This window comes from Halomonas sp. IOP_14, from assembly GCF_021021315.1.
GTDB lineage: Bacteria > Pseudomonadota > Gammaproteobacteria > Pseudomonadales > Halomonadaceae > Vreelandella > Vreelandella titanicae.
Map to the genome: position 1 here is coordinate 1 of NZ_JAINWD010000050.1, position 14,853 is coordinate 14,853.

Annotated in this window: 14 protein-coding genes; 10 read left to right on the forward strand and 4 right to left on the reverse strand. The window is 58.2% G+C overall.

Annotated elements, in window-relative coordinates:
• Positions 1–200 (forward strand): transposase (locus K7H09_RS21755; protein WP_230805955.1); only part of this gene is annotated, 200 nt, incomplete at its 5' end.
• A gap of 214 nt (positions 201–414) precedes the next feature.
• On the opposite strand, the gene K7H09_RS21760 is transcribed toward K7H09_RS21755, so the two are convergent.
• Positions 415–1,782: a glycosyltransferase gene (locus K7H09_RS21760; protein ID WP_230805957.1), complete on the reverse strand. Its 1,368-nt coding sequence runs from the start codon at positions 1,780–1,782 to the stop codon at positions 415–417.
• A 198-nt stretch (positions 1,783–1,980) separates the two neighbouring features.
• On the opposite strand from K7H09_RS21760, the gene K7H09_RS21765 reads away from it, so the two are divergent.
• The 9 genes from K7H09_RS21765 to K7H09_RS21805 all read left to right on the forward strand — a co-directional run bounded on the left by K7H09_RS21765 (position 1,981) and on the right by K7H09_RS21805 (position 10,446).
• A complete protein-coding gene (locus K7H09_RS21765; RefSeq protein ID WP_027957418.1) occupies positions 1,981–2,748 on the forward strand; it encodes a helix-turn-helix transcriptional regulator in 768 nt (255 codons plus the stop codon).
• 184 nt (positions 2,749–2,932) lie between these two features.
• Positions 2,933–3,289 carry a RidA family protein gene (locus K7H09_RS21770; protein WP_008959745.1) on the forward strand — a complete coding sequence of 119 codons (357 nt, stop codon included), beginning with the start codon at positions 2,933–2,935 and terminating at the stop codon, positions 3,287–3,289.
• A gap of 1 nt (position 3,290) precedes the next feature.
• Positions 3,291–4,226: an ornithine cyclodeaminase family protein gene (locus K7H09_RS21775; RefSeq protein ID WP_230805960.1), complete on the forward strand. Its 936-nt coding sequence runs from the start codon at positions 3,291–3,293 to the stop codon at positions 4,224–4,226.
• Between the two features lie 138 nt (positions 4,227–4,364).
• Positions 4,365–5,438 carry a TRAP transporter substrate-binding protein DctP gene (gene dctP / locus K7H09_RS21780; protein WP_022520062.1) on the forward strand — a complete coding sequence of 358 codons (1,074 nt, stop codon included), beginning with the start codon at positions 4,365–4,367 and terminating at the stop codon, positions 5,436–5,438.
• An 85-nt stretch (positions 5,439–5,523) separates the two neighbouring features.
• A complete protein-coding gene (locus K7H09_RS21785; protein WP_230805962.1) occupies positions 5,524–6,069 on the forward strand; it encodes a TRAP transporter small permease in 546 nt (181 codons plus the stop codon).
• Entirely contained in the window at positions 6,066–7,340 is a 1,275-nt protein-coding gene (locus K7H09_RS21790; protein WP_041157569.1) for a TRAP transporter large permease, read from the forward strand. Before K7H09_RS21785 ends, K7H09_RS21790 begins: the two co-directional genes overlap by 4 nt.
• 21 nt (positions 7,341–7,361) lie before the next feature.
• Positions 7,362–8,393 carry a histone deacetylase family protein gene (locus K7H09_RS21795; RefSeq protein ID WP_230805964.1) on the forward strand — a complete coding sequence of 344 codons (1,032 nt, stop codon included), beginning with the start codon at positions 7,362–7,364 and terminating at the stop codon, positions 8,391–8,393.
• A complete protein-coding gene (locus tag K7H09_RS21800; protein ID WP_230805966.1) occupies positions 8,390–9,496 on the forward strand; it encodes a class II histone deacetylase in 1,107 nt (368 codons plus the stop codon). The genes K7H09_RS21795 and K7H09_RS21800 overlap by 4 nt, the downstream gene beginning before the upstream one ends.
• The gene (locus K7H09_RS21805; protein ID WP_230805968.1) at positions 9,493–10,446 is read left to right on the forward strand and encodes a branched-chain amino acid transaminase; all 954 of its coding nucleotides are present in this window, start codon (positions 9,493–9,495) and stop codon (positions 10,444–10,446) included. Before K7H09_RS21800 ends, K7H09_RS21805 begins: the two co-directional genes overlap by 4 nt.
• A 181-nt stretch (positions 10,447–10,627) precedes the next feature.
• Here K7H09_RS21805 and K7H09_RS21810 read toward each other — a convergent pair whose 3' ends face one another.
• The 3 genes from K7H09_RS21810 to K7H09_RS21820 are packed head-to-tail and all read right to left on the reverse strand — an operon-like array spanning position 10,628 to position 14,851.
• Entirely contained in the window at positions 10,628–11,752 is a 1,125-nt protein-coding gene (locus K7H09_RS21810) for a pyridoxal phosphate-dependent aminotransferase (protein ID WP_230805970.1), read from the reverse strand.
• Between the two features lie 40 nt (positions 11,753–11,792).
• Complete coding sequence (locus K7H09_RS21815; protein WP_230805972.1) at positions 11,793–13,175, reverse strand: FAD-binding oxidoreductase; 1,383 nt, start codon at positions 13,173–13,175, stop codon at positions 11,793–11,795.
• 35 nt (positions 13,176–13,210) lie between these two features.
• Positions 13,211–14,851, reverse strand: a complete 1,641-nt coding sequence (locus K7H09_RS21820) for an ABC transporter ATP-binding protein (protein ID WP_230805974.1) — start codon at positions 14,849–14,851, stop codon at positions 13,211–13,213.
• Positions 14,852–14,853 lie beyond the last annotated feature (2 nt).

The following is a 14,853-nucleotide window of genomic DNA, read 5'->3' on the forward strand; positions in this document are numbered from 1 at the left end:
AGCTAGATGCCAGGCGACAGAAAGTCGAAAAAATCAAAGCCAGTATCCGTGCCAAGGTGGAACACCCCTTTCGGTACATCAAACACGTTTTTGGTTATGGCAAGGCTCGCTATCGTGGACTGGCCAAAAACACTCAGCGCCTGCACTTGCTGGCGGCGTTCAGTAACCTGCTAATCAGTGAAAAATACCTATGGGAATAGGGCGATTGCGCCCGTTTTCCGCTCAATGAGCGGGAAAGGGGCAAAAATACACAAAGAACGGGAGAAGAGTGTCTGAATTTTCGATTTTTTGTCGGCTCAAGTGAGCGTTGATGAATATCGGCAGTTATTCAGACCTTCCCTAATGAAATTGTTTTGTGTGTTTTCCCCTAGATACCTGAATTATTAAAGAAAGTGTCAACGGAGATTTTGAGACTTACTTCACTGTCTTCTCCAAATGCTCAGCCGCAAGCTGTTGATAGAGCCCCACTAGCTCGGCACTTTTGGCGTCTTCGTGCCAACTGGCGGCGTAGGCTTGGGCGCGTTCGGCGAGCTGTTGGCGCAGGGTGTCATCGCTTAGCAGGCGGTTGACCTTGGTGGCGAAGTCGTCATGGTTATCCTCGGCGATTAGGCAGCCTTCTCCTTCTTTTAGTACATCAAGCGTGCCCATCATGGCGGTGGAAACCACCGGCGTGCCTAGCGCCATTGCTTCCAGCAGTACCAGCCCCTGGGTTTCCGTGCGTGACGCAAATACAAACACGTCGGCGGCGCGGTAGGCGGCTTGCAGTGGGCCGCTGCGGTTGAGATAGCCGAGGAACAGCACCGATTCTGCCACGCCAACTTCCTGGGTGCGCCGGACAAGCGAGTCATGGGCTGGGCCTTCGCCGGTAATGATCAGCCGGGTGTTGGGGTGTTCGGCTAATACCTTGGGCAGCATATCGATCAGAAAATCGATGTTCTTCTCAAAGGCGGCGCGGCCTACATAGAGCAGCAGGCGTGCTTCTTGGGGTAGATCGTAATGAGCACGAAAGTCGCTATCATCCTGGGTTCCCTGAGAGTGGCAGAACGACTCCAGCGACAAACCGGTGGGAATGACCGTGGAGGGCGTGGTCACTCCATAGCGGGTAAGGGCTTCCTGCATTGCCCGTGAAGGAGCAACCAAAGCGTCGATCTGCTGGCACTGGTGCACTGAAAGCCGACGCGCGGCAAGTCGTAGCCAGCGTCGTGGAAGCCAACGGATATAGTGGTGAACATACTCCTCAAACAGGGTGTGGTAGGTCGCTACCACTGGAAGCCCAAGCCGACGCCCCAGCGCTACACCGGCATAGTGGGCGGTAAAGGGGGTGTGGACATGAATAAGGTCAAAGGCTTCAGCGGCAAGCTGCGGTGCCAAGGCGATCAAGTCCCGGTAGCGCATCATGCGATCCTCCGGGTCGCCGGGTACCTGGCGCGAGCGGATGCGCAATACGCCCGGTTCGTCCACTTGGCCCACAGGATAATCGGGGCAGATCAGCATGACCGAGTGGCCCAAACGCTCAAGGGCGCTGCGAAAACTGGCGATGGAGGTGGAAACACCATTAACGCGGGGGAAGTAGACATCCGAAATCATCAGTATCTTCATACCGCTCAACGGTGTCTCGGTCGTTGACGCCGCTGAGTGCAGCGTTAAAGTTGACGCTAGTCGTGCTTCGCGTTCAGCTTTACGCTGTAGGTGTAGGGCATTGCCGTTGGCTAATTGAGTTAGGGCCGCGACTTCCTGGTCACTGAGAGGAGAGTTGAGAGAGGGGCGTCGGCGCTGTGGCATGTTGTTTTGACTCTTGTGGCAGCTTACGAATAAGCTATCTTGAGTCCATGACTGGCGGATGACAGCCAGCGCGCTTAGATAAATACCGTGCACTTACCGGGAAGAGCGTTAGCCCACAGTTGGCTTCACTCTCGCTTTTTGTTACTTAGCCGTTTTATAGTGCTGGAATAGCATTCGATGTACAGACGGTACCCCACCATGGCCCATTTTGAGCTGCATAGCCGCAATTTAGCCCAAGAGCAGGTGGCCCATACCCACGACTTCCATCAACTTATTCTAGCTACCTGTGGTGTTACAGAGCTTTCGATGGAAGGTCAGGGGGAGCGGGTTACCGCCCGCCGTGGGTGTCTGATTCCCTCGTCGCGCCACCACGAGTACCAAGGCGATGGCAGTAACCGTACCTTAGTTCTGGATATACCCGTTGCCCAATTGGCTTCGCTTGAAAAAGGCAGCGAGATTGAGCGCCTGTTCGATAAACCGCGTTTTTTCAGCGTCCCCCCCGCGTTAAACCAGCTTACCCACGCCCTGGCGAATCAGCTTGAACAGTGCCCCGCGCTACAGAACGAAATTGCGATTCTGCTGTTACGCGCGCTGACCATGTATCTGCATGACACCTCTTCCACAGCGGTTGGGCAGTTGGGCCAACACTGTATTAGCGAACGCCTGGATCTTGCGCGTTTGGATGCCTGGTTGGATCAGCACCTGGCCGATGAGATCCGCGTGGAGCAGTTAGCTGCTTTGTGTGCCTTGAGCCCAGGCCACTTTCACTCCTGCTTTCGCGAGCTGACTGGCGTAACGCCGCTGGCCTATGTACAGCGCAGGCGCTTAGAGCATGCCCGCACCTTGGTTCGCCATAGCACACTCAGCCTGGGGCATATCGCCATGCTGGTTGGCTTTCGCGACCAAGGCAGTTTTTCCCGCGCCTATCGGCGTTATTTCGAGCTTTCCCCTTCTTCCGATCGTTAGGCCCTCATCTGACCGCTAGCCCCTCGCCGAACCGTTAGTGATAAAATTTTCTTGCCTGCATGACTTGCGGGCAAATCTATCTCAGCTTCGGGCAAGTAATTTGCCTGATAGCGCTTTAGTCTTTGACTAATCCCTTATATCAAGACCCTTTATATCAGCAGCACCGCTTTCAAGGAGCAACACCATGGGCGTTACCTATCAAGACAGCAATGCACGTATGAGCCAAGTGGCGATTCACAACGGCACCGTTTACCTGGCAGGCCAGGTTCCTCCTGATGCCACGGCGGATATGCGCGGCCAAACCGAACAGGTGCTGGCGCGTATCGATCAACTGCTAGCCCAGGCGGGCACCTCGAAAGAGCATTTGATTTCGGCGCAAATATGGGTCACCAGCATGGCGGAGTTCGACCAAATGAACGCTGCTTGGGACGCCTGGGTCGTGCCCGGTCGCCCACCTGTGCGTGCAGCGCTTGAAGCCCAGCTCGCCAAGCCCGAGTGGAAAGTGGAGATCATGGTGGTAGCCGCGCTGCCGGAGGCCTGATATGCGGGTTGTTTCTGCTGAAGAGGTCACTCGCCACCTAACGTGGGATGGCTTGATCAAGCGGCTACATACAACGTTCGTGAATGGCGTGGAGTCTCCTCCCCGCCATCACCATGCGATGCACCGGCCAGATGGCGAAGCCACCATGCTGCTAATGCCCGCCTGGGAAGCGGCGGGTTACATCGGCGTGAAAATGGTCAACGTGTTTCCGCAAAATGCCGATCACGGTATCCCGGCAATCTCTGGGCTCTACTTGCTCAGCGAGGGCAAGCACGGCCAGCCGCTGGCGTGTATTGATGGCAGCGAGCTAACCCGGCGTCGAACGGCGGCGGCCTCTGCGCTGGCCGCTCAAGCCTTGGCGAATGAAAACGCAGAAACGCTGGTGGTGGTGGGTACGGGCAAGTTGGCGCCTATGGTGATCGAGGCCCACGCCAGCGTACGCCCCATCAAACGTGTGCTGATCTGGGGCCGCAATCCCAGTAAAGCGGTGGCGATTGCCGACGAGTACGCCGAACGCTTCGAAACCCATGTGGTGGAGGAATTAGCGGATGCTGTCGCTGAGGCGGACATCATTAGCTGCGTAACGCTCTCCAATCAGCCGCTGATTAAAGGTGAGTGGCTAACGCCCGGCACTCACCTGGATCTGATCGGCGCGTTTCGACCACAGATGCGCGAAACCGATGCACTGTGTCTGCGTCGCTCAGAGGTATTTGTGGATACCTACGCCGGTGCCAAAGGCGAGGCGGGCGACATCCTGCAAGCCATTGAAGAGGGCGAATTCCAGTTCGACCAGATTCAGGCGGAGCTTGCTGAGGTGCTAGCAGGGACTAAATCGGGGCGCTCCGCACCGGATGCCATCACGCTATTCAAATCGGTAGGGGCTTCGCTGGAAGACCTGGCCGCTGCCATTGAAGTGTGGGAGTCGCTTCCCGAATAACCATAGCTTTTTCAGGAGACATAGTTTTTTCAACAGATATGGTTTTTACAACAAAAATAGTAATCACCACATCGTCACCGATCAGGTGGTAACGCCAGTCATAACGAAGACCGACTAATAAACAAAATGAGGTGTGTTATGAACGCAAAAAAATCAGTATTTTTCGCCGCCTTGGCGGCGTTACCTTTGGCTGTTGCAAGTGCTAATGCCCAAGCGCAATCCTATGAAATGGTGATCGCTACGCAGTTGCCAGAGGATATGAGCAATAACGAAATCTATCCGGCGCTGGTACATTTCAAGAACCTGGTGGAGGCGCGAACCGACGGGGATCTTGAGGTCACGATCTTTGGTGGCGGCCAGCTAGGCTCCGAGGTAGAAAACGGCTCGGAAGTGCAGGGCGGACGAACGCTACAGTCGACGATTATGTCTGCCGGGGCGATGTCATCCTTCTACGAAGACTACCAAGTAGTCACGGCGCCTTTCCTGTTTACCAACTGGCGTCAGGCGTGGAGTTTCTTTGATAGTGAATGGTTCGCCGACTTTATGTCCGGCACTGTCGAGGCCGCTGATATGCGTTATTTGGGCACCTTCGACGATGGCGGTGGCTTCGTCGCCTTCACTAACAACGTGCGCTTGATTGAGACCGTCGAAGATTTAGAAGGCCTCAATATTCGTACCGAAGAGAACCCCGCCCACGTGGCGATTATGCGCTCGCTAGGCGCTTCGGCCACACCGCTGCCCTGGGGCGAGTTAATCACCGCGCTGGAAACCGGACTTGCCGATGGTCAGTTCAATGCGCCGGTGCTCAACACCACCTTCAATTTCGATGCGGTCACCGACTACACCACGCTCACCGGGCATGTGTATAACAGCGCCCCCTGGGTGGTCAGCGAGTCCTGGTACCAGTCGCTGCCCGAAGAGCATCAGCAGGCGGTGATCAGCTCCGCCCGGGAAGCGATTCAACTAAGCCACGGTATGTCAGGCGCCTTGGCTACCGCTAGTTGGGTGGAGTCCTGTGAACGCTTTGAAGAGTGCTACCTGATGCCCGACGCTGAGCGTGAGCGGATGGCGGAAATTGCCCGTCCCGCCTGGCAGGAGTGGATCGTCGATGACTTCGGCATGGACGAAGCCCGCGTACAGGGGCTGCTGGATGAAGTCGAGCGCGTGGGCCAGCAGTTGGCAGAAGACGACTACCGCATTTATGGCCAATAAAGCCTGGGTCAAAAAAACAAGGCCAATAACGGTTAGCGAACGATATACGCTGGGGCAATGTGAGGCCCCAGCGTGAGGAAAAACCATGGGCGTTTTAACTCCTTTGCGCCGCTTGAGCGATCTCGTCAATCAGGTGGCCATCGTGGTGTGTGTGGGCTGTATCCTGGCGATGCTGGGCATATCGTTCACTGCGTTTCTCTACAAGCTGATCACTGGCAGCACGCTTAGCTGGACCTACTCGCTGGCGCGGCTGTTTCTGCCCTGGATCGGCTTTCTCTCCATGACGATTTCGCTGCGCTATGGCGAGCACGTCGCCATGACCCTGCTGGTTCGCAGCTTGCCCAGAGTAATGGTGCAAGTGGCTGCCGGGCTCTGCCTGGCGGTGATTGGCCTGTTTGCACTGATGCTGACGTGGTACGGCTGGGATTACTTCGCCAGTGCCACCCAGGTTTACATGGTCTCTGATCAAATTCGTATTCCCAGCAAGGTGACCGCTATCGTGGTGCCTCTCAGTGGCGTCCTCATGCTGCTGCATCTGGTGCATGGCTTTGCCCTGCTGGAGCACTTCATTGATGAGCAGGACGTGATTAGCGAACTCATCGACACCACTGACGGGGAGCACCGCTCATGACCCCTGCAATTATTGCATTTGTCGTGCTGCTGTTTATCGGCGCGCCGGTAGCGGTGGTGATGGCCATGTCGGGGCTGGCGGGTGGCTTTGCCATCGGCGGCGAGCGCATGCTCGGTATCATTGCCGACCGCATGTTCTCCGGCGTCTCCGGATTTCTGCTGATTGCCGTGCCCTACTTTATTTTTACCGCTGAGCTGATGAACCAGGGCGGGCTGACCCACAAGCTGATCGCCTTCAACAATGCGCTGTTCGGCCGGGTGCGCGGGTCACTCTCCCATGTGAATATCTCGGTCTCGGTATTCTTTGCGGGACTTACCGGCGCGGCGGTCACCGATACCGTCGCCATCGGCAAGATCATGATTCCCGAGATGAAAAATCAGGGCTACGATGCCGAATACGCCGCTGCGGTTACCGCCTGTTCCTCCATCATCGGGCCGATTATTCCCCCAAGCGTGGTGATGGTGGTATACGCAACACTGCTGCGGGATATTTCGGTGATTGACCTGTTTGCCGGAGGCATTATTCCTGGCCTGTTGATGGCGCTGGCGCTGCTGGGCGTCAGCTTCTTCCTGGCCTGGAAGCGCAACTACCCGAAACAGGCTCCTACACCCTTTAAGGCGGCCATCATCGCACTGTTAGTCGCGCTGCCTGCGATGGTGGTGCCGCTGATTATTCTTGGCGGGATTCTCTCGGGGCTCACCACGATTACCGAAGCCTCGGGTTTTGCGGCGGTTTACGCCATCGTGATTGGTGTGGTCTTCTACCGTAATCTTACCTGGCGCAAAATTTGGGATGCGCTGGTGACCACGGTGCGCTTCTCCGGCGTGGTTTTTTTCCTGTTAGCAACCTCGGCGGTATTGGGCTGGTTCGTCACCCGCTCGGGCATCGCCAGGGATGCGGCCAGCATGATCACCACTTTCAGCGATGCGGCCTTTGTGCAACTGATGCTGGTGTGTCTGCTACTCTTGGTGATTGGCACGGTGATGGATGTGCTGCCCGCACTGGTGGTGATTGCCCCGGTGTTGGTGCCAGCGATGATCCAGCTGGGCTTTGACCCGCTCCACTTCGCGATCCTGATGATCGTGGTGCTCAATATCTCCAACGTGACACCGCCAGTGGGGATGACGCTGATGACCGCCGCGCGAATAGCCGAGGTGCCTTATGAACGGGCAATCGTGGCATCGCTGCCGTTTTACGTGTCGTTCCTGGTGGTGATTGTGTTGCTGGCGGCGTTTCCGGCGCTCTCTACCTGGATTCCGTCACTGCTGTAATTTAGCTAAGGACTGCGACCCATGAAGTGTTTTTATCACCCTGATCAGGCGTTGCATGCGCCGCCGACCTTTCTGCTGCGCGGCCAACCTGCGCCCTCGCCGGAAGGCCCGGTGCGCGCTGAACTGCTTACCCAAGGGCTGGCAACGGCAGGGCTGACCCTGTCCACACCTGCCGAGGCCGATTCGCCTAAGCTGCGCAAGCGCCTGGAACAGATTCATACGCCGCGCTACCTGACGTTTTTGGACACCATTTACGCTCGCTGGCAGGCGCTGCCCAATGCGGCGGAAGTGGTTGCGCCCAACATTCACCCCTGCGGTGGCGGCCACCACTACCCGCGCCACCCGATTGGGCAAGCGGGATGGCATTTGCACGATATGGCCTGCCCGCTAAGCGCCACCAGTTTTCAAGGTGCACTGGCCTCAGCGGCTAGCGCCGAAGCCGCGGCAGAAGAGGTGCTTAATGGCGCGCCATCGGCTTACGCACTGTGCCGCCCGCCGGGTCACCATGCCGGGCCGGAGCGCGCTGGGGGCTTTTGCCTGCTGAACAATTCAGCGTTGGCCGCCACGGTGCTGCGCGAACGCTTCGCCAAAGTAGCCATCATCGATGTGGATCTCCACCACGGCAACGGCACCCAAGATATTTTCTATCACCGCAGTGATGTCTGGACGGGCTCGCTGCACGCCGACCCCAGTGATTTCTACCCGTTTTTTTGGGGCGGTGCTGATGAAGAGGGCTTTGATGAGGGCGTAGGTGCTAACGTTAATCTGCCCTTACCGGTAGGCAGCGACGGTGATGTTTATCTCGACGCCCTGGCGATTCTGATTGATCACCTACAGCGCTATGAGCCCGATGCCGTGGTGGTAGCGTTAGGCTTGGATGCCCACAAAGATGACCCGCTAGCGGGGCTTACGGTAGAGACCGAAGCATTTATCGAAGTGGGTAAACGCTTGGCAGCGCTCTCGTTACCCATGGTGATTATTCAGGAGGGGGGCTATCCCACCGAGCATTTAAGCGCCAATTTAGCCGCGTTTATGCAGGGCTTTATGGCATGAGCAGAACTGGTTTCTATTGGCACGAACGCTGCTTTTGGCACGAACTGGGCGCGATTGGGGTATTTTCCGCGCCGGGTGAGTTTTTACAGCCCCAGGCCGCCTCGGAAAGCCCGGAAAGCAAACGACGGCTGAAAAATATTCTTGAAGTCAGTGGGCTGATTGACGAGCTGAGCGTGGTTAAACCTCCTGCCGCTGCGATGGAAGATCTGCTGCGTTTTCATACCCCACGCTATTTGGATGAACTGCAGACAGGGGATAAAGCCCGGGGCGGCAATGGTGGCGACTGCGCGCCTTACATGCCCGGTAGTTGGGCGGCGGCCACGCAGTCCGCAGGGCTGGCCATTGCCGCCGTTGAAGCCGTAGCGCTGGGCGAGGTGAGCAACGCCTACGCCCTATGCCGCCCGCCGGGGCACCATGCCGAAGCCGATCTAGGCCGTGGGTTCTGCCTTCTGGGCAATATCCCCGTGGCGGTAATGCGCGCCCGGGCCTTAGGGCAGGTTAACCGTGTGGCGATACTCGATTGGGATGTTCATCACGGCAACGGTCAGCAGGCGGCATTTTATGGCAAGCCCGATGTGTTGACCGTTTCACTTCATCAGGCGGCGAACTACCCGCTGGAAACCGGCAGTTTTGACGAGCAGGGCGAAGGCGCAGGCGTGGGCGCCAATCTCAACCTGCCGCTGCCACCGGGCTGTGGCCTGGGCGCCTACGCCTACGCCATGGAAAAACTGGTGCTGCCCGCGTTGGAAGCCTTTAAGCCCGAACTCATCGTGGTGGCCTGCGGTTACGACGCCTGCGCTAAGGATCCCTTAGGCAAAATGCTGCTCAATAGCCAGGCGTTCGCCACCATGACCGCCCAGCTTAAAGCGCTGGCCGAGCGTTGCTGTGAAGGCAAGCTGGTATTTATTCACGAAGGTGGCTACTCCGAAGGCTATGTGCCGCTCTGCGGCCACGCGGTGATCCAGACCCTGGCGGGCAGCGCCATTGCTGTTCCCGACCCGCAAAACGAGGAAATTGCCGCCTGGGGCTATCAGGCCCTGCAACCGCACCAGCAGACGTTGATCGACGGCTGGTGCCAACAGTGGGAGCAAACAACTCGATGACACCGCTTTATGATCGCGATGGCTGGATTTGGCAGGACGGCGAATGGCGCGCCTGGCGGGACGCCAAAGTGCACCTGTTTACCCATACGCTGCACTACGGCATGGGCTGTTTTGAGGGCGTACGCGCTTACGCAGGCCCTTCGGGCACGCATCTATTTCGTGCTGCTGAGCATATCCGCCGCTTGGCAGAAAGTGCTCATTCGCTGGATATGCCGCTGCCGTTTAGTGAAGCGGAGCTGATCAATGCCCAGCGCCAGTGCCTGACCAAAAACGGCCTGAGTAATGCCTACCTGAAACCTACCGTGTTTTTTGGTGCGGAAGGTTTAGGATTACGCGCCCAAGGATTAACCACCCACGTAATGGTCGCCGCCTGGGATCTAGGCCCCTACATTTCGCCCCAGGCCGCCACCCACGGCTTGCGCGCGCTGACCTCTTCCTGGGCTCGCCATCACGTCAATATCAGCTTGTGTCGGGCGAAAACCAATGGTCACTACGTCAACTCGATACTGGCACTGAATACCGCGATCAAGGCCGGGTTCGATGAAACCATCATGCTCGACCCGGAGGGCTATGTGGCTGAAGCCTCAGCGGCTAACGTCTTCTTGCTCCGCGATGGCGTGCTGCATACACCGGAAGTAACCTCCTGCCTGCAAGGCATCACCCGAGATAGCGTGATTCAGCTGGCGCAAAAAGTGCTGGGTATTGAAGTGCGTGAGCGGCGGATTACCCGTGATGAGCTCTACACCGCCGATGAGGCATTTTTAACTGGCACCGCCGCCGAAATACTGCCGCTTCGCGAGCTGGATGGGCGTCGTATTGGCGGGCGCGCAGGCGCGCCACCCGTCAACGAACCCATCAGCACCGACAGCGTGACGGCGCAACTGCAGGGCCTATATCGCCAGGCGGTGCGGGGCGAACTGGATGACTTCAGGCATTGGTTAATGCCTTAGATCTATTGGGGTTGGAAGTAAGAGCTATGCAACCCCTGTCACCCGCTGCGAGGGCAGGTTGAAGCGAGGGTCTTTTTCCAGGGATGGAAAAAGTAGCGCCCAGGGATGGGTTCACAGCGCCCTCGCGGAAACCTGCCCTCGATGCACCTTTCCATCCGCTTGCTCAATTTTACCAACTGAATCAGGCGTGTCCTTTAATAGCCTGTTCGAGAGCATCCAATCTTCCTGGCTCTAGCGCAGCTTGCACGGCGGTAATGCGTATTACATTGGCAAGCTCTGGATGCGCCAAGCGAGCAACTAATACGCCTTTGTCCAGCAGTTGCTGGTGAACCTCGGCGGCGAGGTCGGCGCTGGGCAGGCGAATGCCGATAAAGTTGGTGGCGCTGGGGAGTACGTCGGCACCAAGTGCGCGAAAGTGCTCAGCCAACTGCTCACGGCGGGCTTTTACATCAGCGACGTGTTGGTGAACTTCGTCAGGGTGATCAAGAACCACTTCCGCAGCGGCCAGGGTCAATGACGATACCGCGTAGTGAATGCGCACCTTCATCATCATCGCCAGTACTTCAGGGTCGGCGATGGCGTAGCCAATGCGCAGGCCCGCCAAGCCGTGAGCCTTGGAAAGCGTGCGTAGGCGAATCACTCCCGGTATTGCTTTGGCAGCGAACTCGCTGCCCGCGTCATCACGAAAATCCCCATAGGCTTCATCCAGCAGCAGCCAGCAGGTGTCGGGCAGCGCATCGCGCAGCTTGAGGATGTCGCTGTCGCTGTGTAAGTGGCCGCTGGGGTTATCCGGGTTGGCCAGATACACCAGTCGTGCGTTTTCCTGATGCGCCGCTTTGATAAGGGCTTCCAGATCGGGGGCCAGCACGCCCGGTGCTTCATAGTAACTGGGCTCAATCAAGCGGCAGCCCTGGCCTTTGGCAAAATAGCCCAAGGTGGGGTAGGTGCCTGCGGTACTCACAACGGTTTCCCCAGGCTCGCAGGTGGTGCGCAGGGCCAGGGCGATTAAACTGTCCGCGCCGGCATCTACCAGCATCGTTTCCAGTGGAATACCTTGCTGAGCACTCAAGCGCTGGCGCACGCCCAGCGCTTCGGCATCGCCGTAGCAGTAAACGTGTTCGGCCAGGGCATCGCCAAAGTGTTCGCGCAGGGCGCGGTGGGGCATATCCAGGCCTTCGTTAGAGCCCAGCCGATGGGGGATCTCCTTTCCAATGCGGCGCTCTAATACTTTGATACCTGGAAAGGGGTTATGCGGGCCTTCGCCAGTTAAGTGCTCGGGATAACGGGGCGTGCTTTGGCAGGGCATGGTAAGTCCTAAAACAGTGTTAATGAGTAACTTAAAACGTTTATTGAAGTACTTTACCGCGATTTAAAAGCTTGAGCGGATCGAGCGCTTGCTTGAGGGTACGCATCAGCTCGATCTCGGCGCTGGAGCGACAGGTGCTCAGCCAGGGGCGCTTCTCCAGGCCAATGCCGTGCTCGGCGGAAACCGAGCCGCCAAGTACCTCCAGCGGCTGATAGACCATGGCTTCAACCTCTCGCCGCACTTCGATCTCAGCGCTCCCCACGCTAACGGAAATATGAAGGTTGCCATCGCCGAGATGACCAAATACCACCAAACGCGCCTCCGGCCAGCGCTGGGTTAACTGTGCTTCCAAGGCATTGGTGTAGCGCTGCATATCGGCAATCGGCAGGCTGACATCGAAGGTAAGCACCGGCGCCAAGCCTTTGACCAGCCCCTCAATATCCTCACGAATCGCCCATAGCCCTTCGCGCTGGGTAGTCGACTGTGCAATCACCGCATCGACAATCAGCTCGCTCTCTAACGCGCTTTCTAATGCTTCGCTGAACTGAGTGGCATTGCGCTCGGCGTCGCTGCCCAGTGAATCAATGATCACATAAAACGGGTGCTCGGTGGCAATCGGCGGGGTGTGGCGGCCCAGGGTTTCAGTGAGCAGCCGGTAGTGGTTTTGCCACATCACCTCAAAAGCACCCAGGCTGCCGCCAAGCGCTTTGCCCATATGGCTGAGCAGACCAGTGAGCGACTCAAACGAAGGGCAGGCAACCATCGCCGTTTGCTCGCTGGGGGTGGGTGGCTGTAGCCGCAGCACAGCCCGAGTCACAATGCCCAGAGTGCCTTCGCTGCCGATAAACAGCTGCTTTAAATCGAAACCGGCGTTATTTTTCAGCATGCGGTTCATGGAACTGACCACCCGGCCATCCGCCATCACTGCTTCCAGGCCGAGCACCTGCTGGCGCATCATGCCGTAGCGAATGACCCGGACACCCCCGGCGTTGGTGGCGATATTGCCGCCAATGGTGCAACTGCCCCGGGCGCCAAGATCCAGCGGGAACTGCAGGCCGACCTCTTTCGCGGCTTCTTGAACCCGCTGCAGCGGTGCCCCCGCCTGCACGGTGAGGGTGCCGCCCACTTGATCAATCTCTTCAATCGCGCTCATACGTTCCAGAGAAATCACCAGCTCATCCGGGCTAGCCTCTGCACCGTGCACCAACCCGGTTAATCCGCCGTGGGTGACCACCGGCTGCTGCAACTCATAGCAGGCGCGCATCACTGTGGAAAGCTGCTCGGTATCCGCCGGGCGAACAATCGCCCCAGCCTGGCAGGGGGCGCCGGTCATCCAATCCACGCGGCGGCTGTGCACATCATCGCCGGTCAATACATGGTCAGGGCCAACAATGGCGCGCAGCGCCTCCAGGGTTATTTGCATGTGTTTTCCTTAGCTTGTCTTTCCTATCCGATAAATTACGCTGTCGCTGCCACGGGGGCTTCGCGGCCGGGAATTGCCTTGAGCAGATCCTGGGTATACGCCTCTTTTGGGGCGAGGAAGATCTGCTCGGCGCTACCTTGCTCAACAATGCGGCCATGCTGCATCACCACTATGCGGTCGCAGATATGCGCGGCGACGCGCAAGTCGTGAGTAATAAACAGCAGCGAAAGCGACAGCCGCTGCTTCAACTCTTCCAGCAGTTCCAGTACCTGGGCTTGAATCGAAACATCCAGCGCTGAGACGGCTTCGTCCGCCACGATCAGCTCGGGGTTGAGCGCCAGCGCTCGGGCAATGCCGATGCGCTGACGCTGGCCGCCGGAAAATTCGTGGGGGAAGCGCTCCACGGCGCTGGCGCCCAAGCCCACCATGTCGAGCAGCTCGCCCGCCTGTTTAAGCGCCGCGGCTTTGGGCGTGCCGTTGGCAATCGGCCCCTGGGCTATCGCCATGCCCACCTTAGTGCGTGGGTTGAGCGAGGCGTAGGGATCTTGGAAGATCATCTGCACCCGGTGGCGTTCACGTCGAAGTGCATCGCCTTTGAGCTGGGAAAGGTTGACGCCATCCAGCAGCAGTTCGCCGCTGTCCGGGTGCTCCAAGCGCACCACACAGCGCCCAAGGGTGGACTTGCCGGAACCGGATTCGCCTACGATGCCCACCGTTTCACCCCGCGCCAAGGTGAGCGATACATCCTCAAGGGCACGCACTTCCCGGGCAGGTTTAAGCCAGCCGCCCCGGGAGCGAAAGACCTTATTGAGCTGCTTGATCTCCAGCAGCGGGGCGACCTGGCTGGTTTCACGGTGGGGCGGCACTGCATTGCTGGGAATCGCTGCAATCAGCGCTTGGGTATAGGCGTCTTGAGGGTTCTCAAGCACCGACTTGGCGTCCCCCAGCTCGACAATCTTGCCGTGGCGCATGACGCAGACGCGGTTGGCAATTTCGGCCACCACGCCAAAGTCGTGAGTGATAAACATCACCGACATGCCGCGCCGCTGCTGAAGGTCGCGAATAAGCTCCAGAATCTGCGCTTGGGTGGTGACATCCAGCGCCGTGGTAGGCTCATCGGCAATCAGCAAAATGGGCTCCAACGCCAATGCCATGGCGATCATGACCCGCTGGCGCTGGCCGCCGGAAAGCTCAAACGGGTAGGCGCGAATGGCCTTCTCCGGCTGTGGAATGCCCACTTCGATCAACAGCTCCAGGGCGCGGGCCTGGCGCTCTTTGGGGTTGAACTGGCCGTGGGCCTCGAACACTTCGGCAATTTGTGCGCCTACCCGCATCAGTGGGTTAAGGGCGGTCATCGGCTCCTGGAAGATCATGCCAATTTTTAGCCCACGCAGGGCGCGGTGCTGCTTTTCCGTCAGGGCAAGTAAATCCTGCCCTTCAAAGAGTATCTCGCCATGGGTGGCGTTCACGCGCTTGGGCAGCAGCCCCATCACGGCGTTGGCGGCCATCGATTTACCGGAACCGGACTCGCCCACCACGCACATGATCTCCCCGCGCTTCACCTCGTAGCTAACATCCTCCACCGCCAGGGCGCGATCCGCCCCTTTGGGGAGCGCAATGTTGAGGTCGCGAATGCTGAGTACCGTTTCAGCGCTTTGATTCTCTGTTGCAGACATAA